This window comes from Paenibacillus sp. cl123 (genome assembly GCF_900101595.1).
Lineage (GTDB): Bacteria > Bacillota > Bacilli > Paenibacillales > NBRC-103111 > Paenibacillus_G.
The window spans coordinates 330,518-356,412 of the sequence record NZ_FMYY01000003.1; the positions used below are offsets into that span (position 1 = coordinate 330,518).

General features: G+C 55.6%; 28 protein-coding genes. 23 read left to right on the forward strand and 5 right to left on the reverse strand.

Annotated elements, in window-relative coordinates; translation table 11 throughout:
- Positions 1 to 89 precede the first annotated feature (89 nt).
- The 13 genes from BLR08_RS08110 (at position 90) to BLR08_RS08170 (ending at position 10,726) form a co-directional block, all read left to right on the forward strand.
- The gene (locus BLR08_RS08110) at positions 90 to 590 is read left to right on the forward strand and encodes a YpuI family protein (protein WP_072328680.1); all 501 of its coding nucleotides are present in this window, start codon (positions 90 to 92) and stop codon (positions 588 to 590) included.
- 159 nt (positions 591 to 749) lie between these two features.
- Positions 750 to 1,886, forward strand: a complete 1,137-nt coding sequence (locus BLR08_RS08115) for a glycoside hydrolase family 15 protein (RefSeq protein ID WP_072328681.1) — start codon at positions 750 to 752, stop codon at positions 1,884 to 1,886.
- 130 nt (positions 1,887 to 2,016) lie between these two features.
- Positions 2,017 to 2,229: a DUF1540 domain-containing protein gene (locus tag BLR08_RS08120; RefSeq protein WP_072328682.1), complete on the forward strand. Its 213-nt coding sequence runs from the start codon at positions 2,017 to 2,019 to the stop codon at positions 2,227 to 2,229.
- A 20-nt stretch (positions 2,230 to 2,249) separates the two neighbouring features.
- On the forward strand, positions 2,250 to 2,705 hold the full coding sequence (locus BLR08_RS08125; RefSeq protein ID WP_072328683.1) for a hypothetical protein: 456 nt from the start codon (positions 2,250 to 2,252) through the stop codon (positions 2,703 to 2,705).
- Positions 2,706 to 2,848: 143 nt separating this feature from the next.
- A complete protein-coding gene (locus BLR08_RS08130; protein WP_072328684.1) occupies positions 2,849 to 3,538 on the forward strand; it encodes a lytic transglycosylase domain-containing protein in 690 nt (229 codons plus the stop codon).
- A gap of 101 nt (positions 3,539 to 3,639) precedes the next feature.
- Positions 3,640 to 4,839: a cysteine desulfurase family protein gene (locus BLR08_RS08135; protein ID WP_072328685.1), complete on the forward strand. Its 1,200-nt coding sequence runs from the start codon at positions 3,640 to 3,642 to the stop codon at positions 4,837 to 4,839.
- Positions 4,836 to 6,053, forward strand: coding sequence for a tRNA uracil 4-sulfurtransferase ThiI (gene thiI, locus BLR08_RS08140; RefSeq protein ID WP_072328686.1), 1,218 nt, complete (start codon positions 4,836 to 4,838; stop codon positions 6,051 to 6,053). The genes BLR08_RS08135 and thiI overlap by 4 nt, the downstream gene beginning before the upstream one ends.
- Before the next feature lie 101 nt (positions 6,054 to 6,154).
- A complete protein-coding gene (locus BLR08_RS08145; RefSeq protein WP_072328687.1) occupies positions 6,155 to 6,817 on the forward strand; it encodes a TerC family protein in 663 nt (220 codons plus the stop codon).
- 306 nt (positions 6,818 to 7,123) lie between these two features.
- Positions 7,124 to 8,971, forward strand: coding sequence for a translational GTPase TypA (gene typA, locus BLR08_RS08150; RefSeq protein WP_072328688.1), 1,848 nt, complete (start codon positions 7,124 to 7,126; stop codon positions 8,969 to 8,971).
- A gap of 117 nt (positions 8,972 to 9,088) precedes the next feature.
- Positions 9,089 to 9,355 carry a YlaH-like family protein gene (locus BLR08_RS08155; RefSeq protein ID WP_072328884.1) on the forward strand — a complete coding sequence of 89 codons (267 nt, stop codon included), beginning with the start codon at positions 9,089 to 9,091 and terminating at the stop codon, positions 9,353 to 9,355.
- Between the two features lie 32 nt (positions 9,356 to 9,387).
- Entirely contained in the window at positions 9,388 to 9,852 is a 465-nt protein-coding gene (locus tag BLR08_RS08160; RefSeq protein WP_072328689.1) for a hypothetical protein, read from the forward strand.
- Between the two features lie 6 nt (positions 9,853 to 9,858).
- A complete protein-coding gene (locus BLR08_RS08165; protein ID WP_072328690.1) occupies positions 9,859 to 10,131 on the forward strand; it encodes a hypothetical protein in 273 nt (90 codons plus the stop codon).
- A 142-nt stretch (positions 10,132 to 10,273) separates the two neighbouring features.
- Positions 10,274 to 10,726, forward strand: coding sequence for a pyridoxamine 5'-phosphate oxidase family protein (locus tag BLR08_RS08170; protein ID WP_072328691.1), 453 nt, complete (start codon positions 10,274 to 10,276; stop codon positions 10,724 to 10,726).
- 47 nt (positions 10,727 to 10,773) lie between these two features.
- On the opposite strand, the gene BLR08_RS08175 is transcribed toward BLR08_RS08170, so the two are convergent.
- Positions 10,774 to 11,319: a YhcN/YlaJ family sporulation lipoprotein gene (locus tag BLR08_RS08175; protein ID WP_072328692.1), complete on the reverse strand. Its 546-nt coding sequence runs from the start codon at positions 11,317 to 11,319 to the stop codon at positions 10,774 to 10,776.
- A 109-nt stretch (positions 11,320 to 11,428) separates the two neighbouring features.
- On the opposite strand from BLR08_RS08175, the gene BLR08_RS08180 reads away from it, so the two are divergent.
- The gene (locus BLR08_RS08180) at positions 11,429 to 12,763 is read left to right on the forward strand and encodes a PhoH family protein (RefSeq protein WP_072328693.1); all 1,335 of its coding nucleotides are present in this window, start codon (positions 11,429 to 11,431) and stop codon (positions 12,761 to 12,763) included.
- A gap of 147 nt (positions 12,764 to 12,910) precedes the next feature.
- Here BLR08_RS08180 and BLR08_RS08185 read toward each other — a convergent pair whose 3' ends face one another.
- The 3 genes from BLR08_RS08185 to BLR08_RS08195 form a co-directional block, all read right to left on the reverse strand.
- Positions 12,911 to 13,462, reverse strand: a complete 552-nt coding sequence (locus tag BLR08_RS08185) for a hypothetical protein (RefSeq protein WP_072328694.1) — start codon at positions 13,460 to 13,462, stop codon at positions 12,911 to 12,913.
- A 41-nt stretch (positions 13,463 to 13,503) separates the two neighbouring features.
- Positions 13,504 to 14,628: a hypothetical protein gene (locus BLR08_RS08190; protein WP_072328885.1), complete on the reverse strand. Its 1,125-nt coding sequence runs from the start codon at positions 14,626 to 14,628 to the stop codon at positions 13,504 to 13,506.
- A 185-nt stretch (positions 14,629 to 14,813) separates the two neighbouring features.
- On the reverse strand, positions 14,814 to 15,755 hold the full coding sequence (locus BLR08_RS08195) for a hypothetical protein (RefSeq protein WP_083536769.1): 942 nt from the start codon (positions 15,753 to 15,755) through the stop codon (positions 14,814 to 14,816).
- Positions 15,756 to 15,847: 92 nt separating this feature from the next.
- Here BLR08_RS08195 and BLR08_RS08200 point away from each other — a divergent pair, with 92 nt between their 5' ends.
- Positions 15,848 to 16,984 (forward strand): class I SAM-dependent methyltransferase, encoded by a 1,137-nt coding sequence (locus BLR08_RS08200; RefSeq protein ID WP_072328695.1) that lies wholly within the window; start codon positions 15,848 to 15,850, stop codon positions 16,982 to 16,984.
- 55 nt (positions 16,985 to 17,039) lie between these two features.
- Here the strand turns inward: BLR08_RS08200 and BLR08_RS08205 are convergent, their stop codons facing one another.
- A complete protein-coding gene (locus BLR08_RS08205; protein WP_072328696.1) occupies positions 17,040 to 17,270 on the reverse strand; it encodes a DUF2626 domain-containing protein in 231 nt (76 codons plus the stop codon).
- A gap of 303 nt (positions 17,271 to 17,573) precedes the next feature.
- On the opposite strand from BLR08_RS08205, the gene BLR08_RS08210 reads away from it, so the two are divergent.
- From BLR08_RS08210 to BLR08_RS08245, 8 genes are all read left to right on the forward strand, one after another.
- Entirely contained in the window at positions 17,574 to 18,215 is a 642-nt protein-coding gene (locus BLR08_RS08210; RefSeq protein ID WP_072328697.1) for an RsfA family transcriptional regulator, read from the forward strand.
- Positions 18,216 to 18,381: 166 nt separating this feature from the next.
- Complete coding sequence (locus BLR08_RS08215; RefSeq protein ID WP_072328698.1) at positions 18,382 to 19,356, forward strand: ketopantoate reductase family protein; 975 nt, start codon at positions 18,382 to 18,384, stop codon at positions 19,354 to 19,356.
- A 38-nt stretch (positions 19,357 to 19,394) separates the two neighbouring features.
- On the forward strand, positions 19,395 to 19,787 hold the full coding sequence (locus BLR08_RS08220; protein WP_072328699.1) for a DUF3397 domain-containing protein: 393 nt from the start codon (positions 19,395 to 19,397) through the stop codon (positions 19,785 to 19,787).
- Positions 19,788 to 20,115: 328 nt separating this feature from the next.
- Positions 20,116 to 21,783 carry a peptide ABC transporter substrate-binding protein gene (locus BLR08_RS08225; RefSeq protein WP_072328700.1) on the forward strand — a complete coding sequence of 556 codons (1,668 nt, stop codon included), beginning with the start codon at positions 20,116 to 20,118 and terminating at the stop codon, positions 21,781 to 21,783.
- Between the two features lie 230 nt (positions 21,784 to 22,013).
- The gene (locus tag BLR08_RS08230) at positions 22,014 to 22,949 is read left to right on the forward strand and encodes an ABC transporter permease (protein ID WP_072328701.1); all 936 of its coding nucleotides are present in this window, start codon (positions 22,014 to 22,016) and stop codon (positions 22,947 to 22,949) included.
- On the forward strand, positions 22,946 to 23,863 hold the full coding sequence (locus BLR08_RS08235; protein WP_072328702.1) for an ABC transporter permease: 918 nt from the start codon (positions 22,946 to 22,948) through the stop codon (positions 23,861 to 23,863). The genes BLR08_RS08230 and BLR08_RS08235 overlap by 4 nt, the downstream gene beginning before the upstream one ends.
- A 28-nt stretch (positions 23,864 to 23,891) precedes the next feature.
- A complete protein-coding gene (locus BLR08_RS08240; RefSeq protein WP_072328703.1) occupies positions 23,892 to 24,923 on the forward strand; it encodes an ABC transporter ATP-binding protein in 1,032 nt (343 codons plus the stop codon).
- Positions 24,920 to 25,876, forward strand: a complete 957-nt coding sequence (locus tag BLR08_RS08245; RefSeq protein WP_072328704.1) for an ABC transporter ATP-binding protein — start codon at positions 24,920 to 24,922, stop codon at positions 25,874 to 25,876. The genes BLR08_RS08240 and BLR08_RS08245 overlap by 4 nt, the downstream gene beginning before the upstream one ends.
- The last annotated feature ends 19 nt before the right edge of the window (positions 25,877 to 25,895 follow it).

Sequence of the window (25,895 nt, forward strand, 5' to 3'; positions counted from 1 at the left end):
GGCATGGATTTATGGTACGATATGAATAATGCCTGTTTATTTTTCATACTATCATGTTTGTTTTAAATGTTGAGGAGGTCTATTCAGCCATGGCTGTAGTACATGTTAAAAACCTATGCGAATCGACAAGAGCGAAACTGAGCGAAGCCATCGCCAAAATCGAACAGTTTTTGAACGCAAGCTCTTTACAGCTCCTGAATTCCGAGAACGACGCCGCTATGGAAGAATTTTATAAAGGGTATCTTTCGGACACCAGGCATTTATTGGTTTTCTCTGAGGTTTCCTATGAGAAGCTGGGCGTTGCCCTTCGCCGTCCCAACTTCAACCAGGAGTATGCCGAAAGAGCGCTGTATGAGGTGTATCATAGCTCGGTGAACAGTTTCTTTTACCCTAAAAATGAATGCTACTCCGAGGACGGCAGATATGCGTACACCGGGCAGGATGCGATCCGCTTCCGTAAAAAGCCGAATCGCGAAGTGCGCGACCTGACTATTGAGCTATCCAAAATTTTCGAGACGCTGCGTGAAGAATTGGCTTATTACGAAACCGACTATATTACGCAAAAAAGAATGCAGGGCGAGAAGGTTTAATTCATCGCCGATTTGGCGTGCCAGCGTATATCCATTGGCATGATTCCATATACTTACAGCATAGAGATGCTTGCGGCGTCTCTTTTTTTTCGTTCCGGGACAGGCATGTCCTGATTAGTACCCACCCATTTATTGCAGAAAGCGAGGCTGGGGCGCAGCATGATAAATCGCTCGAAGTTAGACAAGCTGGCTGAGGACAGTATCCGCTTGATTAGATGGAACCAGCATGAGCGAGGAGCCTATACGGCCTCTCCGTTATTTTCCCATTACGGCTTCGGCTGGCTGCGGGACGGCAGCTTTGTCGCTTACAGCATGGATCTGTCGGGCAGGCATGAAAGCTCCCGTTTGTTTCATGAATGGGTCAGCCGCATTATCGAACGCAAGGCGTCTCGCATCGACGAGTTGATCGCCCGCAAGCAGCGTGGGGAATACATAGAGCGCCGCGAGTTTCTGCATACGCGGTACCAGCTGGATGGCCGGGATGATGCCGACTCGGAGTGGGGTCATTTCCAGCTCGACGGGTACGGGACTTGGCTGTGGGGACTATGCGCTCACTTGAAAACTACAGGGCATACGGAGATACCGGACATATACCGAACGGCGGTTGCCGCCACTGTCCGGTATTTGCAGGCTTTCTGGGAATATACCAATTTCGATTGCTGGGAGGAGTACAGCGATTGGGTTCATCCGGCTACGCTAGCTTGCATTTACGGAGGCTTGAGCGCCGCTGCGGAGCTTGATAAGGAGGCGGCCAAAGAATCGTTGTCCCTGTGCAGCCATATCCGTGAATTTTTACTGCGGCATGCCGTACATGCGGACGGGTATTTCGTCAAGTCGATCCGCCCGCAGTATCCCGAGGGGCGCGTGGAATACGAAATCGGCTATGACGGAGTCGATGCCAGCCTGTTGTGGCTGTGCGAGCCGTTTCGGGTGTTTGAGACGGATCACCCGGTTATGCGCCGCACCATCGAGAAGATCCGGGATGACCTTCGCACCGCCCAGGGAGGCGTGCGCCGCTACTCTGCGGATACGTATTATGGAGGCGGCGAGTGGCTGCTGCTGACCGCATGGTACGGCTGGGCGGCGCTGGCCCGGGGCAGTCGCGAGGAAGCGGAGGATGCGCTTGGCTGGGTGGCTTCCAAGGCCGATCCGCTGGGGCGTATGCCTGAGCAGGTGCCGGATGCGCTGAGCGACCGCAGCGGGTATGAGGAATGGACAAGTCGCTGGGGGCCGCCGGCTTCCCCGCTGCTGTGGTCGCATGCGATGTTTCTCGTGCTGTACAACAAGCTGTACTGAAAGACTGAGGGACAAGCAGAGGTAAACGGCTAAACGAAGCGCCTCACGGGTTCGGATCAGGAAATAAAATCCAGACTGGCAGGAATACCCCCTACTGCAAGCGGGCAAGCTGTTGACGGAGGTGATTAATATGCCAGATGTCAAATGCAGCGTGTCCAACTGTTCGTTCTGGGGGCAGGGCAATAACTGCAATGCCAAGTCCATCATGATTGAAGTCGATCAGCATGCCCAGATGGACTATGACTCCGAGTTCGCCGCAGATTTCGACGATCATAAGGACCAAGCGGCGGGAGTAAGAAATACCTGTTGTCACACCTTCGAGCCGAAGAAAAAGTCCAAGTAACTCGTAAGGAGGAGCTGGATATGAAACGAAGGCTCGGAGGTCATGCTTCCCGTTCATCCGGCATGACCCGCTCGGAAGCTGCGCTGCATCGTTACAAGCTGCAGCAGCTGCAGAGGGAAGCCGGACACGGCGATGGAGGCGAGGAGTTTGCGGCCGAAGCGGGCTTTGGCGCTCTCCCGGGCACGGTTCGCCGGGAGAAAGCAAGCCGCCGACCGAAGCCATCCGTATCGCGGCGGGAAGCCGAAAGCCGCACGGCGGCAGCATCAACGCGTGTGTCGCAGTGGTCCGGCTATGCGGCGCTGCTGGCATCCGCGCTGGCCCTGTTCATCTTCCCGGTGCTGCTCGGCTCGGCGGGGATGCTGCTGGGAGCTGTCGCATATGGGCTGGGGCAGCGGAAGCTGGGCGCTTGGGCGCTGACGGTCGGACTGTTGGCGCTGGCCGGCTATTTTATCCTGGTGCCGTTTTTTTATTCGTAGCGGCTCAGTCTCAGATGGCGATTCTCAAAAAAAGCGGCGGGCGAGATGCCCGCCGCTTTTTGCCATGCGCAGGGGTGGCCCGCGAGCCGAAAAGGGTGTACAATGGATGTAATCATCTTAACGAACAAGGGGAAGCGCATGACATGACAATCAGCATCGAAAACTCCGACCTGTATAGGCAGCGCCGTCTTTCTTCCGATGAGCCCGTCAGACTGAGCAAGGCAGCTGCCAATCGGGCTGTCCAAGGCTCGGCCGGGGAATCGGATTTCAATAGTCTTCTCGAGGGCCTGCTGGCCACGGAAGCGGCGCAGCAGAACGCTGCCGGCCGCTCGTCGTCTGCGGCGGTATTGTCCGCCTCTGCTGCCCCTCAGCCCTGGGGAGCCTTCGGCTCCGCTTTTCTCGGGTCCAGCAAGCCAACCGAATATGAAGAGCTGATCCAGCAAGCCAGCGAGGCTTACGGGGTGCAGTCCAGCCTCGTCAAAGCCGTGATCGAAGCGGAGTCCTCGTTCAATCCCAAGGCGGTGTCCAGCGCAGGAGCGAAAGGGCTGATGCAGCTGATGGACGCAACGGGAGCCGGGCTTGGAGTAACGGATCCGTTCGACCCGGCCCAGAATATTGCCGGAGGCACGCAGTATCTATCCAATCTGCTGGTGAGGTACAACGGCAATCAGTCTGTCGCGCTGGCCGCTTATAACGCGGGCTCGGGCCGAGTGGACCGGCTCGGCATCCGGACGGATCAGGATCTGGCAAGCAAGCTGCGCCTGCTGCCAGAGGAAACCCAGAAGTATGTAGCCCGGGTGCTGGATTTGCAGGCCGGCTTTGCCAATGAATAGAGTCAGCAGGGACCAATACCCGTCTTTCGCTTCGGCGAATTACGAGAGGATTGGTCTTGTTTTTCGTTCCCCAGTACTGATCGGAAGCGAGGATCAATAAATTGTTATATATGGATTATGCGGCGACAACGCCGATGCATCCCGAGGTGATCGACGCGATGACCGAGGTGATGCGCTTGCACTACGGCAATCCGTCATCCCTTCATAAGCTCGGGGTCGAAAGCGAGCTGCTCGTGAGGCGCAGCAGAGAGACGATTGCCGCCGCTCTCCGCTGCAAGCCGGGTGAAATTCGCTTCACGTCAGGAGGCACGGAGGGCAATAACGCCGCGATACGCGGCACAGCTTATAAGTACAGGCACCGGGGAAATCATCTGATCGCGAGCGCCATCGAGCATCCTTCGGTGCATGAAACGCTCGGCCGGCTGGAGAAGGACGGCTTCCGCGTTACTTATGTGCCGGTGTCCCGTACAGGCCATCTGGAGTTAGACAAGCTGCAGGAGGCGCTGACGGAGGATACGATTCTGGTCAGCCTCATGCTGGTTAATAATGAAATTGGTAGCGTTCAGCCGGTCCGGGCTGTCGGCGAGCTGCTGCGCGGACGTGCAAAAACCGTGTTTCATGTCGATGCGGTGCAGGCTATCGGCAAGCTGCCCGTCGTCCCGTCCGAGCTGGGGGCCGACCTGCTGACCGGGGCGGCGCATAAGCTCGGGGGACCCAAGGGAGCGGGGCTGCTGTACGTTCGCTCCGGCCTGGAGCTGGAGCCGCAGCTGACAGGAGGAGGACAGGAATTCGGCTTGCGTTCGGGAACGGAGAACGTGCCCGCCATCGTCGGCATGGCCAAGGCGATCCGGATCGCCGTGGAGAAGCAGCCGCATTTCCTCAGCCGGACATCCGCTCTGCGCGAAGGGTTGATCCGGGAGATCAGGCAATTTTCGGAGCTGGTGCTGACAGGGGAGATCGAAGAAGCGGGGCTGCGTCCCGAGGAGCATGCCATGGCTCCGCATATCGTTCACTTTGCCTATCCGGGTATGAAGTCGGAAGTATTGGTTCATGCTTTTGAACAACAGGGAATATGCGTATCGGCGCGCTCGGCCTGCTCCTCCGGCGCCGAAGAGCCGAGCCGGGTGATGCTTGCCATGGGCTGTAATCCGGAAGAAGCGCGCAGCGGCATCCGGATCAGCTATTCGGCTGAACAGGAGCCGGAGGAAACGGCCGCGGTGTTCGGAAGGGCGCTGGCTGAAGTGATGAAGAAATTGAGACCGCAGGCGGTCCGCTCGAGCGGGAGAGGGAGAAGAAGATGAAGACAGAGACGGCCGCTTTGGCGATTCTCCGGTATGGGGAACTGGTATTGAAAGGAAAGAACAGGCATAGATTTGAGAAAACGGTGTACGAGCAGGTCAAGCGCGCCCTGCGGCCTTTCACCTCCATCGCCTATGAGCGGGAATTCGGCAGAATCGTGCTCCATCTGAACGGAGCTCCTTATGAAGAAGCGCTTGTCCCGTTGCAGCGCATCTTCGGCTTGGCTTCCATCAGTCCCGCCGTCGCGGTTCCGTTGGAGCTGAGCCGCATTGAAGAAGCAGCCGCAGCGATGATGCAGGAACTTGAACCGGCGCCGCGCACGTTCAAGGTAACGGTACGCCGTGTCAACAAGCGGTTTCCTCATGATTCGCAGGCGATGAACCGCATCCTCGGAGGAGCTGTGCTGAGAGCGATGCCCTCTCTGGGCGTGAACGTCCATGCGCCGGACGCCGAGCTGAAGGTCGAGCTGCGGGAGCAGGGAGCCTGGCTTTATGTCCGGACCGACTCGGGAGCGGGCGGGTTTCCTTACGGCTCGAACGGCAAGGGGATGCTGATGCTGTCTGGCGGCATCGACAGCCCGGTAGCCGGCTACCTCGCCATGCGCCAAGGGCTGCGGATCGAAGCCGTCCATTTCCACAGCTATCCGTATACGAGCGAAAAGTCGCAGCAGAAGGTGCGGGACCTGGCCGGGCGTCTGGCCGGCTTCAGCGGCTCTGTCCGCCTGCATATGGTGCCCTTCACCGAGGTACAGACGCGCATCCATGCGGCTTATGCGGACAATCTGCTCATCACGCTGCTGCGCAGAGCGATGTACAGGATTACGGAGAAGCTGGCCGAGGCAAGCGGAGCGGGCGCGATCGTCACAGGCGAAAGTCTGGGCCAGGTGGCGAGCCAGACGCTGCCGAGCCTGGATGCGATAGGCCGGGCTGTGGAGCTGCCCATACTCCGTCCGCTCATTTGCATGGAGAAGAAGGATATTATCAGGATCGCGGAAAGTATCGATACATTCGAGCTGTCGATCTTGCCTTACGAGGATTGCTGTACGCTATTTCTTCCGCCAAGCCCATCCACGAATCCGAATCTGAACGTGCTTCGCCGGATCGAGAGCAACATGCCGTGGCTGGATGAGGCGATCGCAGACGCAGCGGAACGCACCGAATCGGTTTGGATCGAAACGGATCATGCCGTGAAGGACCGGTTTGCCGCTTTCTTCTAGCCTTTAATGAAAGCTAACGGGTCTCCCGGATGTCCGGAAGCGGCGGCAAGGGCCGGCTAGACGCTAGACGTTGGTTTGACCTTACCTTAGGAGGGTTGTTTATGCTTTGGGAAAATGTCGTGTTGTTCTTCGAAATTATGCTGATCAATATCGTGCTGAGCGGAGACAATGCGGTTGTCATCGCGCTGGCGAGCAAAAATCTTCCCGCTGCGCAGCGCAAGCAGGCCATCTGGTGGGGGGCGTTCGGAGCGATCGGGCTGCGCGTAGTGCTGACTGTCGTGGCTGTCTATGTGCTCGACATTCCTTATATCCAGGGAATCGGCTCCTTGCTGCTGCTCTGGATCGCAATCAAGCTGCTGGTCGATGACGAAGGCCATGCGGACGTAAAAGTGGCGACGACGCTGGGGAAGGCGGTCGGGACGATTATTTTGGCCGACTTCGTTATGAGTCTCGACAACGTGCTGGCCATTGCGGCCAAGGCGCAGGGCGAGATCGGCATCATTATTTTGGGCATCGGGCTGAGCATCCCGATTATCGTATGGGGCAGCAATCTGGTCGTTAAGCTTCTGAAAAATTTCCCGGTGCTTGTATTTCTGGGGGCCGGAATTCTCGGTTATACGGCGGGCGAGATGTTTTTGGCCGATACGAATGTGTCGAACCGGCTGCTAGGGGATACGCCGCACTTTATTATCCCGCTCGTTACGACCGTTATCGTCATCGCCAGCGGAGTGATCAAGAAGCTGATCACCCCTCGCCATTCGTAAGCGAAGAGCAAGCTCTCCTGGAAGTCCGGTGAATAACTCGCGGCCCCGGACAATCGGGGTTTCCATTCGCTGTTTCAACCCAATCCGCTCTCCGGCCATTTATTCACCGGACATCTAGAGCTTCCATGTCTTGTCAGAGTAAGCGTTTTATACAAAAAACGACGCCCTTCGCGGCCGATTTTCTTGCCTTTTGACCCAATCGCACGTATAATAAAAAACGAATGCTAGCGTCGGCGCTTCGGTGGTCGACGCTTCTTTGATGAACGGGCTGGACAGCCAAACCAGAAGAGAGGATTTTGTACACTTATGCATGCAAGAGAAAAGATCCGCAATATCGCCATTATCGCTCACGTCGACCATGGCAAAACGACGCTTGTCGACAAGCTGCTGCAGCAATCCGGTACGTTTCGGGACAATGAGGCCATTCAGGAACGCGCCATGGATTCCAATGATTTGGAGCGGGAGCGGGGCATTACGATTTTGGCCAAAAATACCGCAATCAATTACAAGGATTATTTGATTAATATTATGGATACGCCGGGTCATGCGGACTTCGGCGGAGAAGTGGAACGGATTATGAAGATGGTTGACGGCGTATTGCTCGTCGTCGATGCGTTCGAAGGCACGATGCCGCAGACGAAGTTCGTGCTTCGCAAAGCGCTGGAGGCTCATCTGACGCCGATTGTTGTCGTCAACAAAATCGACCGTCCGAACGCTCGCCCAACCGAGGTCGTGGACGAGGTGCTGGATCTGTTCATCGAGCTCGGCGCTGATGACGATCAGTTGGATTTCCCGGTCGCCTACGCTTCTGCCCTGATGGGGACATCCGGTCTTGAGCCGGACCCTGAGAAGCAGGCAGGGAACATGCAGGCGCTGTACGATACGATTGTCAATCATATTCCGGCGCCGACGGAGAACGTGGCGGAGCCGCTGCAATTTTTGGTTACGCTGATGGATTACAACGAATATCTGGGCCGTATCGCCATCGGACGCGTCAACCGCGGGATTGTGCGCCAAGGACAGCCTATCGCGGTCATCAATCGCGAAGGCCAGGTCAAGCAGGCGAGAGTCGAGAAGCTGTTCGGCTTCCAGGGGCTGAAGCGTCTGGAGATCGAAGAAGCGGGCGCGGGCGATATCGTCGCGATCTCCGGGATCAAGGACATCAATATCGGCGAGACGCTGGCTGATCCGGCGAATCCCGAAGCGCTCCCCGTGCTGAAGATCGACGAGCCGACGCTGCAGATGACGTTCGTCGTCAACAACAGCCCGTTTGCCGGCCGCGAAGGCAAGTTTGTGACATCCCGCAAGCTGCGCGAGCGCCTGTTCAAGGAGCTGGAGACGGATGTTTCCCTGCGCGTCGACGAAACTGACAGCCCGGATGCCTTCATCGTCTCCGGACGCGGCGAGCTGCATCTTGGGATTCTCATCGAGAATATGCGCCGCGAAGGCTTCGAGCTGCAAGTATCCAAGCCTGAGGTTATCATCAAGGAAATCGACGGCCAGAAGATGGAGCCTATCGAGCGGATGGTTATCGATGTGCCAGAGGACAGCATGGGCGCTGTTATGGAAAGCCTCGGAACCCGCAAGGCCGAGATGGTGAACATGATCAACAACGGCAACGGCAATGTGCGCCTGGAATTCCTGATCCCGGCCCGCGGGCTGATCGGCTACCGGACATACTTTCTGACGCTGACGCGTGGCTACGGCGTCATGAACCACGCCTTTGACAGCTACGGTCCTTATCTGGGCGGAGGCGTTGGCGGACGCCACGAGGGCGTGCTTGTTTCCAGCGAAACCGGCACTTCTACTTTCTACGGCATGCTGTCCGTCGAAGACCGCGGCATCCTTTTCCTGGAGCCGGGTACGGATGTATATGAAGGCATGATCGTCGGCGAGCATAACCGCGATACCGATATTATCGTCAACATCTGCAAGGAGAAGCAGCTGACCAACGTGCGTTCGGCTACGAAGGAAGAGACCGTCAGATTGAAGACGCCTCGCATTCACTCCATGGAGCAGGCGCTTGAGTATCTGAACGATGACGAATATTGCGAGATTACTCCGAAGTCGATCCGGCTTCGCAAAAAAATATTGAACAAAAGCGAGCGCGAACGGGCGGAGAAGCACCGCAAGATGTCCGAAGCGAACGCATAAGGTTCAGCACCCGGAAAGCTCTGAGCAATCAGAGCTTTCTTCTTAAGTTTTTGGCAGCGGATAAGCTGTTAAGCAATGGTCGGACCGATGAACCTGAACCTGGAGGTGTTCCATGCTATGACGGATTGGTTCCGCGAGCATCCATGGATCGCATATATTTTGATTTTTGTGCTGATTACATACGTATACAATAAAGTGTTCCGCACACGCAAGCTGCCGCTGCTGAAGGACGCCCTTGTCTATCTGATGCTGGCGATCGGCTCGGTGATGCTGCTGTTTTTCCAGCTGGCAGGTCTGCCGATTATTATCAGCTTGTCTGTGGCGGTCGGGCTGATGCTGCTGGTGAGAGTCCGCTATTTTTTTCAGGAGCGGGGGAATAAATAAGCAACCAACCTTGAGCAAGGAGGAGCAGGCGGATGACCACATATTGGCTCGTGCCGGCAGCGTGGGAAGGGCATGACATCGTTTTGGGCCGTGAGCGATTGAAGCTGAGCCCCGAGGAGCTGAGAAACTCTTTTTGCCAGTCGCTGCAGGCGGCGCATCCCCGGCTTCTGCTGCTGTTCAAGGCGCATCTGCTGCTATCGGACGATTCGGCGGAAGCTTGCGGAGCGGATGGACTGGCGGTCGCGCTAAGCGAGTCCGGTGATATTCGGCTGAGCGGCGCAAGCGAAGAGCAGAAAGAAAGCGGGGAGCCGTCCGACGCTTTGGCATGGAGCTTGTCCCATTGCGGGGAAGCTTACTTAAACGGCCTTATGTCGCCGTCAGAGGCTGTGGCGAAGCTGGCGCTGGTCCGTGTGGAGCCCGAAGCCCGGTCATGGTATGAGGCGATGAGGGACTGGCTCGCCGAAGGGCGTATCGTTATGATGCTGAGAGAGGATTGATACCGTATGAAGCTGCAAGACGCTATTTTCAATTGGCTGCAGATCAGCCTTGTTGCCGAGGCTCGGCCGCAGGATGGGGCAGCCAGAGAAACGATGGAATTTTTCGAGACGATACTGAGGGAAGACCATGCGCTGAGCCGCTTTCTGTATGTATGCGATGAGAGCGTTTGCACGGTGGAATACAGCCAGGACGGGCAGGATAAGCTGCTGCGATACGACCGGGAGCTGGCCGAGCAGCTGCTGACCGATATTAATTCCAATCCCAAGTACAATGAATGACATATATCCAATCGTGTATAGATAATATAAATTATATGGACGCGAAAGGAGTGTCAGTTCATCTTGCCGTCAGTAGCTGTTCCACATTCCGTATGTTATAATCGGTGTAGCAACAGTGACTTCAATCACAGGAGGGTATCTTATGGCAGAAACGATCACAGCCTTATCGGAACAACTCGTCGAAAGCCTGCAAAATGAGGCGCTAGTCTTGCTCAGCACCATTGATCATGAGCACGGATCGCCCGCGATGAACGCCGTCTCCTGGCTGTTTGCCAAGGACGCATCCACGATTCGACTGTCCGTGGACCAGCGTTCACGGATTGTGGCGAACATCAAGGCCAATCCGCAAGTGACGTTAACTTATATCGGAGCAGGCTCCGTCCACGCCATCTATGGCCGCGGCCGTCTTGTGTCCGATGCGCTCGAAGAAGTGCCGTTCAAGCTGGCCTGCTTCGATATTGAAATTACGGAGGTCCGCGATGCGATGTTTTACGGTGCGCGTATTTCCGTTCAACCTGAATATGAGAAGACGTATGACAAGCGTGCCGCCGAGAAGCTGGACACGCAAGTGTTCAGCGCCATGAGAAAAGCCTAGATCCGATTTCCGTTTCTAGGCTTTTCTCTTCATATCCCGGCCAAGTCCTACAGCGAACCGCCCGGCTGTTGAGGGGTTGCCTGCTGCGGAGCGTTTGGTTCGGTATCCACGTCTCTGGGCATCTGCGGGATGATGCGGCCGATGATGGCGGCCATTTCCTCGGCCAATCCATTCATACCGCGGCCGCTTTGCATCTGATTGCGGATGGTGCGGACGCGTTCGCCAAGATCCATATCGGCTGTCACATAAGCGTCAACTCCATACGGATCTTTTTTCAGAGCTTCGGCTACCGACAGCTTGATCGTCCCTACCTTGGCCCGGTCCATGCCCGGAGGCACATTGATGCCGACGATAGCCGTATTGCCGAAAACAACGCAATTGGCGCTTTCGACATTAGGGACGCTCATCGCAATTTGCTCCAGGCGATCGGCAACCGCACGCTGGTCCTTAATTTCTTTCTTCTGGGGCGCCGTTTGCTGCACTCTGACCTGGCGATCCCCCTCCTGAGCCGATGGGGCGGCGCCTCGGTTGGCCGAGCTGCAGCCTGACAAAGCGGCGGCTAGCAGTAGTACGATCGAGACAAACTTCATCATTCATCATCATTCCTTTCTTTGCGGTATCAGCTTTGGCTAGTTTGTCCTTACAGGCTATTTACTATGTAGCTCGCTTGAGCCAAACACCAAACCCCTGGGAGGAACGCGCATGAAAAAAATATATGTATTGGACACCAACGTGCTGCTGCAGGACCCCAATGCGATTTATGCTTTTGATGAACATGATGTGGTTATCCCGGCGGTGGTATTGGAAGAAATTGATCTGAAGAAGCGAAATGCGGACGAACTGGGTCGCAATTCCCGCCAAATTTCCCGCATGCTGGACTCGCTGCGGGCCGGCGGTTATCTATATGAAGGCATTGAGCTGCCCAGCGGCGGGCGGTTGAAGGTAGAGCTGAATCACAAGAGCTTTGCCAAGCTACAGGAAGTATTCGCGGAGGCTACGAATGATAACCGGATATTGGCAGTAGCGCTTAATTATCATCTGGAGGAGAAGGAGAAGCCTGATCCGAGGCCGGTAATTCTCGTCAGCAAGGATATGCTGGTGCGCATCAAAGCGGACGTGCTTGGCATTACGGCGCAAGATTATTTGACCGACAGGGTTGTCAATATGGCGGACGAGATCTACTCCGGCCATCTGACGCTGCGCGTGCACCCCGCGATCATCGATGAGTTTTATTCATACCGCTCGTTAAGCGTCAGCTCGTTGAATGTGGCTTATTCCTTGCATCCCCATGAGTTTGTTATTTTGAAGGACGAGTTGGGCACGAGCAAATCGGCTTTGCTCAAAGTAAACGCTGACGGCAAGAAGCTGGAGCCGCTTTACCTCAGCAATGATCCCGTCTGGGGGATCGCAGCCCGCAATGCTCAGCAGCGGATGGCGCTGGAGCTGCTGCTTAACGACGATATCCCGCTCGTCACCTTGACCGGCAAGGCGGGCACGGGGAAAACGCTGCTGACGCTGGCCGCCGGACTGATGAAGGTAGAGGATGAGCGCAAATACAAGAAGCTGCTGATCGCCCGCCCAGTCGTGCCGATGGGCAAGGATATCGGTTACCTGCCCGGAGAGAAGGAGGAGAAGCTGCGGCCCTGGATGCAGCCGGTTTATGATAATCTGGAGTATTTGTTTGATACGAAGAAAACAGGCGATATCGATAAAATATTGGCGGGACTGGGCAGTATTCAAGTGGAGGCTCTCACTTATATCCGGGGCCGGTCGATTCCCGGGCAATTTATTATCATCGACGAAGCGCAAAATTTATCCAAGCATGAGGTGAAAACGATTGTCTCCAGGGTGGGCGAGGGCAGCAAAATCGTGCTGCTCGGAGACCCGGAGCAGATCGACCACCCATATCTGGATGCGTCGAGCAATGGATTGACCTACGTGGTGGAGCGGTTCAAGGAACAAAATATTAGCGGTCATATTTTACTGGAACGCGGAGAACGGTCGCATCTCGCGCAGCTTGCCGCCGATCTGTTGTAAACAAAAAAGCCGTACACGTGATGAACGATCACGTTGTACGGCTTTTCTGCGAAACCCGACCGGTTGCAAGACGGTGAAAACAGATGGGGAATCGGGACAGCGAGTGGATACCCGATCGGCCTCTGCCGCGCATAATCAACCGGACTTCTAAAGGCTTGGGCGATAAAGCCAGTGAACAGTGCATCCGTATGCCCGGGCGATGCCGACGGCCAGCTCATCATGCTCCGCTCCCATGGCGAAGCAGGTTCCTTCATCCGGTGCCTTCCAATCGCCAAGCAGATGCTCTTCGAGCTGAGCGGCGGCCAAGCGAGGCTCGGGACTTCGCGCTGCGCCGGCAGCGGAATCGTCTGATCCTGCGGCCGGCTGGAGTTGAAACAAGACGGCGGTAGCCGCGTACAGATAAGCGCGCTCGAGCCGGCTCCTAAATCCGTAGTCTGTGAAGGCGGGTCTGGGCCGGAAGGAATTGGGCAGGAGCAGCAAATCAAGCTCCTCTGTCGGCACCGCGTATTGCGCCATGACCGGAAGCGCCGCTTCGCGGTCGCCCGCCGAGGCGAAGACGAGCAGCTCCTTGTCCCGGTCCGATACGGTAGTTCTCTCCGCCAATGCTTTGATAATTTGAGCGTAATAGCCCGGGCGTTTGCCGCCAGGCAAGCTTAAGTCGAGTGCGTAAGTTATGCTGAACTGGGGATGCGTGGTCATCGGTTGGTTGCCTCCTCGCAGATTTTGCCGCTCCGGGCTTGTTAGAGGACGAGCTTAAGCACGATGCGCAGCAAGCCTTCATCCTGATGCACTTCCGTCACTTGCAAGATGGGCGCCAGCTTCTCCGGATATATGCTCAGGTCAACTTCCTTCTCAAGCGCTTCAACGGTAGTGGCCGGCAGCTGGAAGCCGTTGAAGTGCAGCTCCTCGATCCGGAAGCGGATGAACGGCTTGGCTTTCGGGTCTTCCCGGGCGGCGATGGAATACGCGCCCTGCACGGACAGGTCGATCCCGTCCTGCCGGCCGGAGGCTACGACCTTCCCGGGTATAAACTTAAAGGTCAGAGAAGCAAACATCGGATGCCTGGTTCTCAGGTACTCGTTCAGCTCTCCATCCGTCAGCTGAAAGGTCGAGCTGAGGCCGTTATCGAACAAGCTCAAATTGCTGTTTTTTCCCGTGCCTGTGCCGGAGCCTGTAGACATCGTTTGCGGCAGCTCCTGCATCGCTTTGGCCAGTTCTCTCAGATACGCCTTGAATGCGGGGAGTCCCTGCTCATGCCACTGACGGTTCAGCTCCAGCATCCGGGCTTGAAGAGCGGCCGCCTCGGCTTCGGAGCTGGCCCGAGCCGCGATCTGCCGGTCCAGTTCCGCCTGCAGGGCCAGCTGCTTGTCCCGCTGCTGCTGGAACCGGAGCTTGGCCGCCTGCAGGGCGTCTCCTGCTTGCTCAAGCTCCCGCTTATGCTCCGTTTGCTTGGCATAGGCGTCCTGATGCCGTCCTAAAGTCATTTTATCGTTGCTCAGAATCATCTGCAAATAGTCGAATATCGCGAGCCCGTCTGCGAAGGAACGTGCAGAGAATAACAACGTCCACAGCGAATCACGATCCCCCATATAGTAGGCGCGGATCACTTTGGCCGCATGCTCGCGCGTTTGCTCTACCGCGTCGGCAGAGCTTGCCAGTGCCGCTTCGGCCTTGCGCTGCTGCGTCTGCAGCTCGGCTTCCCGCACTTCGATCCGCTTCAGCTCCTGATCGATCTCGAAGATCGTCAAGCCTTGCTGCAAAATATCGCGGTCCTGATGAGGCTGCCCGGTTTCTGCGGCTGTAACCGGGCTTTGGACCGACAGGCAGGCGGCGCAAAGCAGCACGGTCAGCAATCGAATTCGCATCTTCACCTCTATGTCCCTCCAATCCTCTCAAGTACAGATTATCATGAGAATGGGAAAAACATGACAACTACTTTTCTCTCATACCTTCTCGCAGGCGGCAAACAGGCTGCCGACGGATCGGCAGCCTTATCGCGGCTATATGGCAGTTGTGATTACGGAGCCGACCGGTTGTTCAGGCCGGCCGGTTACTTGGCTGCTGCGGGTTTCGGCAGCAGCTTCAGAATATCTCCCAAAGGCTTCGTAAGCTGGGGGATTTCCTTGGTAAATGACGGAGGCTGGTTGATCCCGTCGATGCGGTGCGTCCAGCGGACGGTATGAACGGGGCCGCCTTCTTGAAGGCTGAAGCGCAGCTCGCCTTGCTGCTGCCTGATATAGCCGGCTTCGTCTATCCAGATGACGAATGTAGAGGGAGCAAGCATATGCGCCGACGCCAGTCTATCTTTCCAGTTCTTGGTCTGGGCTTCGCCGAGCAGGCCGCTGGTCATCCATTCGTCCAGGGCAGTGGGAAGCGCCTTGAGCAGATAAGCAGATACCTGTTTTTGATTTTTGTCGGTCAGCTGCAGGGTAATACGCTTGGCCGCTTCGCCGCCCGGCAGCTTCTCGTCCTTGGCTCCGGGCTCCAGCCAGTCCGGTTCCAGCTCCTGAAGAAGCCGTGCGCTTGCCGCAGAGGAAAGCCGCCCCGTTTGCTTCAGCCGTTCGGCCTGCTGCTCCAGCGGCAGCATCACATATTCGTCGGTTTTATTGATGATTGGCAAGTGAACATACATTTTGTTATCTTTAAGTAGGACGGGCATCTCTATCCCTTTATCCGAGCCTTGAGGCACAAGCTTGAAATCTGCCTCCGCCTGGACGAGCGGCTCCTTGGAGGAAGCCTTTCCCTGATACGTAAGCTTGCCTGTGCGGAAAGCGGAGAGCATGGCGGCGGTTAAGGGCTGAGCGTCTTTAAACAGGGAGGCGTCCAATTGAAATTCGGCTTCGCCCGAAAATTGATAGCTTTGGATTTGCTCCTGCTTGGCAGCGGCTTGCACCCAGTCCTCCTTCAACTGCTTGCGGTCGGTACATCCGGCCATGAGCAGGACAGCGCAGCCGATGACGGCCGCTTGACGAAAGAAACGCGATGGATTCAAGGCTTCTGCCTCCTTTGGATGTAGACTACCCGTACTATTATAACGATATAAGCAAGGTTTGTCTGTAGGTAATGAGGATTGGAGATGATGGAATGGGAAAGGAAACGGGTCAAGAAGCGAGGCGGCGGCGCTCCGGCGGACTGCTGGAACGGCTGCGGCAGCGGCTTGACGCAAGCGCCGAAGGTTTCTTGTCGTTCCATGACTATATGGAATTATGCCTCTATGAGCCGGACTACGGCTACTATACAAGCGGCCGGGAGAAAATCGGCCGATCCGGCGATTACTATACCGCAGGGGCGCTGGGTGGATTGCTGGGGGAATGCTTGGCCGGATATATCTCAAAGCAGCTGGAAGCATTCGACGGCCCGGTACGGCTGGTAGAATGGGGAGGAGGAACAGGCCGCCTGGCTGACGGGGTGCTGAACGGCATCCGGACCAGGGACCGTCAGCTGTACGACCGGCTCCGCTATACGAGCGTGGAAGCCAGTCCGTATCACCGGGGACTTCAGGCGGCAGCGCTGGCGGAGCATCGGGAGCGTGTGGAGATTATCGGTCCCGAAGCCTGGGAGCTTGCCGGTAAGCTGGAGAACGCCGTGATCTTCTCCAATGAGCTGCCGGACGCGTTTCCCGTTCATCGCGTTGTATACCGGCAGGAGGGGTGGATGGAGCTGGGCGTCCGCCTGCATGCGGCTGAGGGGAGATTTGAAGAGGTCGAGCGGCCGGTGTGCGATACAGAGGTGATGGCTTATATCGAGCGTGAGCGGCTGCCCCGCCGCCTCGGGCAGCGTTTTGAGGTCAATCTGGCCGCGTTGCGCTGGTACCGGGAGCTCGCCTCCGGGCTTGCGCCGGGCAGCCTCATCATCACGATCGATTATGGCGATGTACGGGACGAACTGCACGCCTCTCATCGGATGGAAGGGACGCTGATCTGCTACCGCGGCCATGCGGCCTCCGATACGCCGCTGCAGCATGCAGGTGAGCAGGATATCACTTCCCACGTCAATTTCAGCGCATTGATGGAAGCCGGACAGGCTGCAGCGATGGAGACCGTCGCCTATCAGACGCAGAAGCAATTTCTCGTGGAGCAGGGCATTCTGCAGCTGCTTCAGGATCATGACGCTTCCGACCCGTTCTCGCCGGCTGCGAAGCGGAATCGCGCAATCCGCCAGCTGCTGCTGTCCGACTCGATGAGCGAGCTGTTCAAGGTGCTGATCCAGACAAAAAAGTGAGCCGCATGCTGCATGCGGCTCACTTTGCTTGGGATGGCATCGATATCATTTGGAACTAGATGGACATTTTGAAGAATGACCAATACGTAACTCCTGTGAACGAGAGAATCATGTAACCCCAAAATAATAATATGTAGGTGCGTTCGGACAGCTTCAAGTAGCCAAGCAATACGAAGACGGCCGTCTGGGCGAAAAAGATCAAGGCCATTGGTATTAAATCGCCGGCCAATGCCATTAACCCGATAGCAAGCGTCCAGAAGCCGAGTACGCGAAACATGCGATCCATTGTGCATCCCCCTCTCTGCATTCACGATTCGAAAAGAACATTACTATCCAACATTATAACGAAAGCCCGGGTGCGTGTAAACGTCCAAACCGTGACGAAATTGAGTCATTTTAACCGTGTCGCACATAGTATGACCAAATTGCGAGAGATGATGTATGGACGCTGATAAAAATGGCAATACAAAATACTAGAAAAAGTATTCTATGAACTCTACCAAGGGCATAGAGATAAGTATTACAACATGTTCAGCTATAGTTTCAATCATAGATGATGAATAACGTGAGGGGTTAGGAGGATTGCATCATGACGGCGATCAGACAAGACGCTTGGAGCGATGAAGACGATCTAATTTTGGCGGAGGTTACGCTTCGTCATATCCGGGAAGGAAGCACCCAGCTTTCGGCATTTGAGGAAGTAGGCGAGAAGATAGGAAGAACGGCTGCGGCGTGCGGCTTCCGCTGGAATAGTTTTGTTCGCAAAAAATATGAAGCGGCGATACAGATCGCCAAGGCTCAAAGACAGAAAAGAAGCCAGCAGCGCAAGCATGCCGGCAGCTTCGTCAGCGTATCCGGTACCGTGGAGGTGGCGGAAGCTCCTGGATTCCGGGCAGACGGCGTGCTGGAGGAACTATCCATCGACGCCGTGATCCGGTTTCTCCGCCAATGGAAAGGCAGCTACCAGGAAATGGTGCGTCATCTGAGGCAGCTTGAGAAGGAACTGAACGACAAGCAGGATGAGCTGGAGAAGCTGCGCAGCGAGAATGAGGTGCTCAGCAAGCAGGTAAATGCCGTTTCCACCGATTACAGAGTGGTCAACGATGATTATAAGGCGCTGATTCAGATTATGGACAGAGCCCGCAAGCTGGCTTTCCTCGCCGAAGAAGACGAGGAAGTGAAATCTCGCTTCAAGATGGATGAGAACGGGAATTTGGAACGAATCGATTGATAGAGCATCGACCTCCGGGCAGACGGATCAAGCATCCGTTGATGCCCGGAGGTTTTTTGTTCTTATTGGTCAGGATAGGCCGCTTGTGCTAGAATCAGGCCATGGCAGCCGAATCGATCGAGCTGCAATCGCTTCGCTGTTATAGCTAAAAAAGGGGGAGGCGGCGATGAGCCGATATACATGCATAGGGGCCGGGGCGCTGGGCACGTTGTTTGCGGCGCGGCTGAGCTTGGCGGGATTTTCGGTGCAGCTTCTCGTACGCAGGGCTGAGCAGGCCCGGCTGATCGATGAGCGAGGGCTTTCGCTTCGAGAGGGGCACGGAGCCGAGCTGACCGCGCGGCCCGTGGTGCTGACGCTGGAGGAGCAGGCAGGCGAAGACGGCGGCAGACCGCCGGCCGGGACTGCCGCGGATGAGCTGCATTATATCCTGCTGAGCGTCAAACAGACAGCCATTACGGAGGAACTCGCGCGCTCCATCAAGCGACTGATGGGACCGGGCTCCTGGGTGGTCTGCCTGCAGAACGGGATCGGACATGCCGAGAAGCTGGCGCGTTACATTCCCCGGGACCGCTTGCTGCTGGCCGTTACGACCGAAGCCTCGCTGCGCGTGGCCGATAACGCAGCCATTCATACAGGCCGCGGAGAAACCTATATGGGCGCTTATGTAGAGGATCATCCCGGCGAAAACAGCCGAAAAGCGCAAAAAAATCTTATATTAGACCTGAAAACGGCAGGATTTGAGGTTTTTCTGTCGAATGAGATCATAAACCGAGCTTGGCAGAAGTTAATTATCAACGCTGCGATTAATCCTCTGAGCGCCATTCTGCAGATAAGAAACGGCTTGCTCCTGGAGCGGAGCGAAGCGCGGGAGCTCATGCGGCTAATCGTCGAAGAAGGCGTTCGTCTGGCGGAAGCCTGCGGAATCAGCCTGGGGCCGAATCCCTGGATGCGCGTGCAGGAGGTTTGCAGCCTTACGACGGCGAACCAATCGTCCATGCTGCAGGATAGGCTTGCAGGGCGTCCTACCGAGATCGAGGCCATTGCGGGGAGTATGCTTGAGCAGGCCGAAGCAATGGGAATGGAACTGCACGTATTGAAAAGCGTATATCTCCTCGTTAAAGCGCTGGAGAGCCGCGAATAGCAGTGGAATGAACCATTAACGTCGGATCGGGTGATGTTATGAACGTATGGAACTGGCTTCATCAATTGTATACTTTGCTTGCGCTCGTCCCCTTTGTCGTTTTTTTCATTACATGGCTCATCGTGTATTACAACAAGCGCGACAAGCGGAAAGCAACCCATCTCAGCATGGATGTCACTACGCTGTTCCTGATAGGGTCGGTTGCCTACATGAGCCGCAATCTGTTTAACTCGGCGTTTTTGCTGTGGATGATCGTGCTGCTGTTCCTTGTGGCCGCGGGGCTGCTCGGCAGCATGCAGAATCGGCTGAAGGGACGAGTCGATTTGAAGAAGATTGCACGCACATTGTCGAGACTCGGCTTCCTCGTGTTGACGGCATGTTACGTCATGCTGCTGGTCGTCGGCATCGGTAAGTATATGCTTCAGTCCTGATTGAATTCCGGAAATCACTTACATACTTCTGCGCATAAATTTGTACCGGAAATGAGAGCCTATTCCATAGGCTCTTTTTTTTGTCTTAGTGAACGAACGGCTTCTAAATCTCTACAATTTTACGAAATTATTGACCAATGACAAAAAATAGTACTAGATTTTATTAACCGTCGGTTATATAATTACTCAGTGGTAACGGTTTCAGTTGTTTACAGATCGTCCTTTTAAAGGTATTATCGAACGGATGTCTCTTAATTGACCAGGTGATAATTCTGATAACCATAATCGGAATTAGCATATAATTACATATTTTTAAAGGAGGATGTATATGAAGTTGAATAAACTTCTAGTTCTGGCTTCTGTGACGGCTATGCTTGGCGCGACAGTTGCCGGATGCTCGGGCAATGCCAACCAAGAACAAATAGGGGGCGGCGCCACAGACAATAAAAAAGCGCCGGCGCAAGAAATTCGTATCAATATGTCGGCCGAGCCGCCTGCACTCGATAGCTCCATTGCGACAACTAACCCGTCGTTCACGATTCTTAACGCTGTTAACGAAGGCTTGTACCGCCTGGATGCCGAAGGCAAGCCGCAGCCAGGTCTCGCCAAAGAGCTTCCAAAAATCTCTCCCGACGGCCTCGTGTACACGATCACGCTGCGCGACGGATTGAAATGGGCCGATGGTTCCGCATTGACGGCGAACGACTTCGTCTGGGCTTACCAGCGTACGTTGGACCCTGCCACCAAAGCGAAATATGCTTCGATGCTGGCCTGGATCAAGGGCGGAGCCGATCTGAACAAAGCGAAGCCGGAGGAGCTCGAAGCTAAAAAAGCGGCTCTGGGCATTAAAGCCAAGGACGACAAAACGCTGGAAATTACGCTTGAGCGTCCGGTTGCTTTCTTCGTGGACCAGCTGGCTAATCCGCTGTTTTTCCCGCAAAAGGCTGATTTCGTCACGAAGCAAGGCGACAAAAACGGCGCGGATGCGGACAAGGTGATGGGCGCAGGTCCGTTCAAGCTGGAGAAATGGGATCATGAGCAGCAGCTTGTCATGGTTAAAAACGAAAACTATTGGGACGCTGCCAATGTGAAGCTGAACAAAGTGACGGTCAACGTTGTAAAAGACCCGAATACGGCGCTTAACATGTTCGAAACGAACCAAGTGGACTTGACTGAGCTCCGCGGCGAGCAGTCCAAAATGTTCCAAGGCAAGCCTGAGCTGGCCATCAAAAAAGAGTTCGTAACCGCCTATGTGATGTTCCACAACAGCAAAAACCCGGCCTTCGCCAATGCAAAGGTTCGCCAAGCGCTCGGTATGGCGATTGACCGCAAAGCCTACAACGAAGTTGTACTCGGCGGCACCTCGATCCCATCGACAGGTCTTGTGCCGGGAACGGTTCTTGACGGCAACAAGCAGGAATTCCGCAAGACGGCCGGCGATACGCAGACGGCATTCGATGCAGCTAAAGCCAAAGCGCTGCTGGCCGAAGGTTTGAAGGAATTGAACATGACGGCGCTGCCGAAGTTCAAGCTGACTTCGGACGACACGGAAACATCCAAGAAAACGATCGAGTTCATCCAGGCGCAATGGAAACAAAACCTTGGCGTTGATGTGGATGGCGAGCCGCTGCCGTTTGCGCTCCGCGTGAAAAACATGCAGGAAAACAACTTTGACGCTCTGATCGCCCTGTGGGGAGCGGATTACAATGACCCGATGACCTTCCTTGACATGTGGGTGTCCGACAACAAATCGTTCAACTACGTGCAATACAACAGCAAAGCTTATGACGATCTGGTCAAAGGCGCCGATAAGGAAGTAGATGTGGCTAAACGCGCCCAAATGCTTGTTGAAGCCGAGAAGGTTCTGATGAACGACGCTCCGATTTACCCGCTGTATTTCCGTACGAAGCCGTATGCGAAAAATGCAAACGTAGACGGCCTGATTTTGCCGGCTATGTCCAAAGAATGGGAGCTTCGTTGGGTCAGCATCAAGTAAGTTAGCCCGCGCTGTTTGAGAGGAAGAGGGGGCCGTTCTGAGATAGGGAGAACGGCCTCGCTTTTTTCTCGTCATCCCGGCTTTCCGGGATCGGCAGGCAATGCGGAGCTGTTTCGCAAACATAGCCTGTTCAGCGGTGGACGACTATGCTTGCGAAGCAGCTCGGCTGCCCTTGGCCAAGCTGCATGCAATGTATTTATATGCTTTCTCACTAGTTCAGGAGGTGTGCCATGCTTCGTTACTTGCTGCGACGTCTGGTATATATGGCGATCACTTTGTGGCTCATCGTAACGTTAACGTTTGTGTTGATGAAAAATTTGCCGGGTGACCCGTTTGGCGAAGATTCTCAGAAGATGACCGCCGAGCAGCGCCAGATTTTATATGCACAGTATGGTCTAGACAAACCGATTTGGGAGCAGTATCTGAAATACATGAACAACGTGCTTCACGGCGATCTCGGGGTTTCCTATTCCTTTCCGACCCGTAAAGTGACGGACATTATCCAGCAAGCCTTCCCGGCCTCGCTGGAGCTCGGCTTGTGGGCGCTTGGCATCGCCATCGTCGTCGGTCTTTTCCTCGGCATTATCGCATCCTTGAACCATAATAAAGGGCTGGACGTCGGAGCGATGTTTACGGCTATCATCGGAATTTCGATTCCGTCGTTTGTGCTTGGACCGCTTCTGTCGTATTTTGTCGGAGTGAAGCTTGGGTGGCTGCCTCCCGGGATGTGGACGGGTCCGGAATCGCGCGTGCTGCCGGCGATTGCCCTGTCCTTCGGTACGATCGCCATATTGGCGAGGCTGATGCGCACGTCGATGCTTGATGTGCTTAATCAGGATTACATCAAAACCGCCAAGGCGAAGGGTTTGTCGAGCCCGGTTATCGTTGTCCGGCATACGATCCGCAATGCTATTTTGCCGGTCGTCACGGTACTCGGTCCCGTATTCGTCAATCTGATTACCGGTACGCTTGTTGTCGAGCAAATTTTCGTTGTGCCGGGCTTGGGCAAGCACTTCGTGCAGTCGATTTATTCCAATGACTATACGATGATCACGGGGCTGACGATCTTCTACTCGTTTATTTTGATCGTTGTGCTCTTTATTACGGATATTTTGTATGGCATCGTGGATCCGAGAATTCGTCTGACGAAGGGAGGAAGCAAATGATGGATGTGTCCAAAGAGATGTTTCAACCGGTAGAACGCGAGCAGGTGGGCCGCGAATCCATCGTTCGCCCTTCGCTGACGTACTGGAAGGATGCCTGGAGACGCCTGAAGAAAAACAGGCTGGCGATGTTTGGTCTGATCACGCTCTGTACGCTTGCTGTGCTTTCGATCTTCGGGCCGATGATCTCCAAGTTCGATTATGCGACGCAAAATTATGACATCAAGAACCTCGGGCCATCGGCCGAGCATTGGTTCGGCACGGACGATTTCGGCCGCGACCTGTGGGTTCGCGTATGGTGGGGGACCCGGATTTCACTGGCGATCGGGCTTACCGCCGCGCTGCTGGATCTGGTGTTCGGCGTGATTTACGGCGGCGTCTCCGCTTATTATGGCGGACGGGTGGACGATGTGATGCAGCGGGTTATCGAGATTGTATACTCGATCCCTTTCCTGCTGATTTCCATCCTGCTCATCATCGTGATGGGCCCTGGCTTCAAAACGATCATCATCGCCTATGCGATTACCGGCTGGGTGCCGATGGCGAGGCTTGTCCGCGGGCAAATCCTGCAGCTCAAGGAGCAGGAGTATGTGCTCGCAGCGAGAACGCTTGGCGCCGGAGGCACTCGCATTATCCTGAAGCATCTGGTGCCTAACGCGCTTGGACTTATAATTGTTCAGATTACATTTATCGTGCCATCGGCCATATTCGTCGAATCATTCCTGAGCTTTATCGGTCTTGGCATTCGGGTGCCGCTCGCCTCGCTCGGCTCATTGCTGTCCGACGGCGCGAACTCGATCCGGATGTATCCTCACCGGATTATTTCCCCGACGATCGTGTTCAGCTTGATCCTGATGAGCTTCAACCTGCTCGGCGACGGTCTGCGGGATGCTCTCGATCCGAAGATGCGCAAATAGGCAGTCATTCATTCGGAGGTGACTATAGATGAGTAAAAATAAACCGATATTGGAAGTTAAGGATCTGCGGGTATCTTTCCGCACGTATGCCGGCGAAGTGCAAGCCGTGCGCGGCGTATCCTTTCATTTGAATAAAGGCGAGGTGCTCGCGATCGTAGGCGAATCGGGCTGCGGCAAGTCCGTAACCGCGCAGACGCTGATGCGGCTTATTCCGACGCCTCCCAGCTTTATCAAAAGCGGCTCGATTTTGTTTGACGGAGCAACGGATATTACGAAGCTCTCGAATGCCAAGATGGAGAAAATCCGCGGCTCCGAGATGGGCATGATCTTCCAGGACCCGATGACATCGCTGAACCCGACAATGACGGTCGGCAAGCAAATTACGGAAGGCTTGATTAAGCATCAAGGCTTAAGCCGCAGCGCAGCCGACGCGCGCGCGCTCGAAATTTTGAAGCTGGTGGGCATCTCCAATCCGGAAGGGCGGCTGAAGCAGTACCCGCATGAATTTTCCGGAGGGATGCGTCAGCGGGTCATGATCGCCATCGCGCTCGCCTGCAATCCGAAGCTGCTGATCGCGGACGAGCCGACGACGGCGCTGGACGTGACGATCCAGGCGCAGATTATCGATCTGATGAAGAAGCTGTCCGAGCAGACGGACTCGGCGATCATCGTCATTACGCATGACCTCGGGGTCGTTGCGGAGATGGCTCAGCGCGTCGTGGTCATGTATGCGGGCAAGGTGGTGGAGCAAGGGACGGTCGATGAGATTTTCTATCAGTCGCGCCATCCTTATTCATGGGGGCTGCTTCGTTCCGTTCCCCGGCTCGATCAGGAGAAGGACAGCGAGCTGGTGCCGATCCCCGGCACGCCCCCGGACCTGTTTGCGCCGCCCAAGGGCTGTGCGTTCGCAGCCAGATGCCCGTATGCGATGAAGGTTTGTCTGGAGATCGATCCGGAGCCTACGCCATTATCCGGCACGCATTCGGCCGCTTGCTGGCTGCTCGACAAAAATGCTCCGCAGGTTGAACGTCCGGTCGAAGCGGGAGGTGCGGCACGATGAGCAAGCAACCGATTCTCGAAGTGAAAAATTTGCAGAAGCATTTTCATCTTGGCGGCGGCAAAACGCTGAAGGCTGTCGATATGCTGAACTTCTCCATCGAGCGCGGGGAAACTTTCGGTCTGGTAGGCGAGTCCGGCTGCGGCAAATCGACCGCAGGGCGGACGATCATCCGGCTGTATGAGGCGACAAGCGGCGAAGTTCTGTTTAACGGGGAAAATGTTCACAAGCTGCGCGGACGGAAAATGCAGGAATTCCGCCGGCAGATGCAGATGGTGTTTCAGGACCCTTATGCTTCATTGAATCCGCGCATGACCGTCGGCAATATTATTGCCGAGGGCATCGATATTCACGGCGTGACCAGCGGCCGCCAGCGCAAGCAGCGCGTGTCCGAGCTGCTGGACGCCGTCGGTCTGAACGAAGAGCACGCAAGCCGGTTTCCGCATGAATTCTCGGGCGGCCAGCGGCAGCGGATCGGGATCGCCCGGGCGCTTGCGATCGAGCCGCAATTTATTATCGCGGACGAGCCGATCTCGGCGCTGGACGTATCCGTACAGGCCCAGGTAGTGAATTTGTTCAAGAAGCTGCAGAAGGAACGCGGCCTGACGTACTTGTTCATCGCGCATGATTTGGCGATGGTCAAGCATATTTCGGACCGGATCGGCGTCATGTATCTCGGCAAGCTGGTGGAGGTTACGACGGCGGAGGAGCTTTATGCCAACCCGCTGCATCCGTATACCCAATCTCTGCTGTCGGCGATTCCGATTCCCGATCCGGAAATCGAACGCACGCGCGAGCGGATTATTCTCGAGGGTGAAATTCCGAGCCCGCTGAACCCGCCGAGCGGCTGTCCGTTCCGGACGCGTTGTCCAAAGGCGATGGCGGAATGTGCGGCAGCGATGCCGGAGTTCAAGGAAGTCAAGCCGGGTCATTTTACCGCATGCCACTTATATTAGAAGAAACAAAAGCTTGCCG

Excerpts from the sequence above, each read along its gene's own strand:
- BLR08_RS08110 (WP_072328680.1), top strand. The coding sequence starts at position 90 with ATGGCTGTAGTACATGTTAAAAACCTATGCGAATCGACAAGAGCGAAA.
- BLR08_RS08115 (WP_072328681.1), top strand. The coding sequence starts at position 750 with ATGATAAATCGCTCGAAGTTAGACAAGCTGGCTGAGGACAGTATCCGC.
- BLR08_RS08120 (WP_072328682.1), top strand. The coding sequence starts at position 2,017 with ATGCCAGATGTCAAATGCAGCGTGTCCAACTGTTCGTTCTGGGGGCAG.
- BLR08_RS08125 (WP_072328683.1), top strand. The coding sequence starts at position 2,250 with ATGAAACGAAGGCTCGGAGGTCATGCTTCCCGTTCATCCGGCATGACC.
- BLR08_RS08130 (WP_072328684.1), top strand. The coding sequence starts at position 2,849 with ATGACAATCAGCATCGAAAACTCCGACCTGTATAGGCAGCGCCGTCTT.
- thiI (WP_072328686.1), top strand. The coding sequence starts at position 4,836 with ATGAAGACAGAGACGGCCGCTTTGGCGATTCTCCGGTATGGGGAACTG.
- BLR08_RS08145 (WP_072328687.1), top strand. The coding sequence starts at position 6,155 with ATGCTTTGGGAAAATGTCGTGTTGTTCTTCGAAATTATGCTGATCAAT.
- typA (WP_072328688.1), top strand. The coding sequence starts at position 7,124 with ATGCATGCAAGAGAAAAGATCCGCAATATCGCCATTATCGCTCACGTC.
- BLR08_RS08155 (WP_072328884.1), top strand. The coding sequence starts at position 9,089 with ATGACGGATTGGTTCCGCGAGCATCCATGGATCGCATATATTTTGATT.
- BLR08_RS08160 (WP_072328689.1), top strand. The coding sequence starts at position 9,388 with ATGACCACATATTGGCTCGTGCCGGCAGCGTGGGAAGGGCATGACATC.
- BLR08_RS08165 (WP_072328690.1), top strand. The coding sequence starts at position 9,859 with ATGAAGCTGCAAGACGCTATTTTCAATTGGCTGCAGATCAGCCTTGTT.
- BLR08_RS08170 (WP_072328691.1), top strand. The coding sequence starts at position 10,274 with ATGGCAGAAACGATCACAGCCTTATCGGAACAACTCGTCGAAAGCCTG.
- BLR08_RS08175 (WP_072328692.1), bottom strand. The coding sequence starts at position 11,319 with ATGATGAAGTTTGTCTCGATCGTACTACTGCTAGCCGCCGCTTTGTCA.
- BLR08_RS08180 (WP_072328693.1), top strand. The coding sequence starts at position 11,429 with ATGAAAAAAATATATGTATTGGACACCAACGTGCTGCTGCAGGACCCC.
- BLR08_RS08185 (WP_072328694.1), bottom strand. The coding sequence starts at position 13,462 with ATGACCACGCATCCCCAGTTCAGCATAACTTACGCACTCGACTTAAGC.
- BLR08_RS08190 (WP_072328885.1), bottom strand. The coding sequence starts at position 14,628 with ATGCGAATTCGATTGCTGACCGTGCTGCTTTGCGCCGCCTGCCTGTCG.
- BLR08_RS08200 (WP_072328695.1), top strand. The coding sequence starts at position 15,848 with ATGGGAAAGGAAACGGGTCAAGAAGCGAGGCGGCGGCGCTCCGGCGGA.
- BLR08_RS08205 (WP_072328696.1), bottom strand. The coding sequence starts at position 17,270 with ATGGATCGCATGTTTCGCGTACTCGGCTTCTGGACGCTTGCTATCGGG.
- BLR08_RS08210 (WP_072328697.1), top strand. The coding sequence starts at position 17,574 with ATGACGGCGATCAGACAAGACGCTTGGAGCGATGAAGACGATCTAATT.
- BLR08_RS08215 (WP_072328698.1), top strand. The coding sequence starts at position 18,382 with ATGAGCCGATATACATGCATAGGGGCCGGGGCGCTGGGCACGTTGTTT.
- BLR08_RS08220 (WP_072328699.1), top strand. The coding sequence starts at position 19,395 with ATGAACGTATGGAACTGGCTTCATCAATTGTATACTTTGCTTGCGCTC.
- BLR08_RS08225 (WP_072328700.1), top strand. The coding sequence starts at position 20,116 with ATGAAGTTGAATAAACTTCTAGTTCTGGCTTCTGTGACGGCTATGCTT.
- BLR08_RS08230 (WP_072328701.1), top strand. The coding sequence starts at position 22,014 with ATGCTTCGTTACTTGCTGCGACGTCTGGTATATATGGCGATCACTTTG.
- BLR08_RS08235 (WP_072328702.1), top strand. The coding sequence starts at position 22,946 with ATGATGGATGTGTCCAAAGAGATGTTTCAACCGGTAGAACGCGAGCAG.
- BLR08_RS08240 (WP_072328703.1), top strand. The coding sequence starts at position 23,892 with ATGAGTAAAAATAAACCGATATTGGAAGTTAAGGATCTGCGGGTATCT.
- BLR08_RS08245 (WP_072328704.1), top strand. The coding sequence starts at position 24,920 with ATGAGCAAGCAACCGATTCTCGAAGTGAAAAATTTGCAGAAGCATTTT.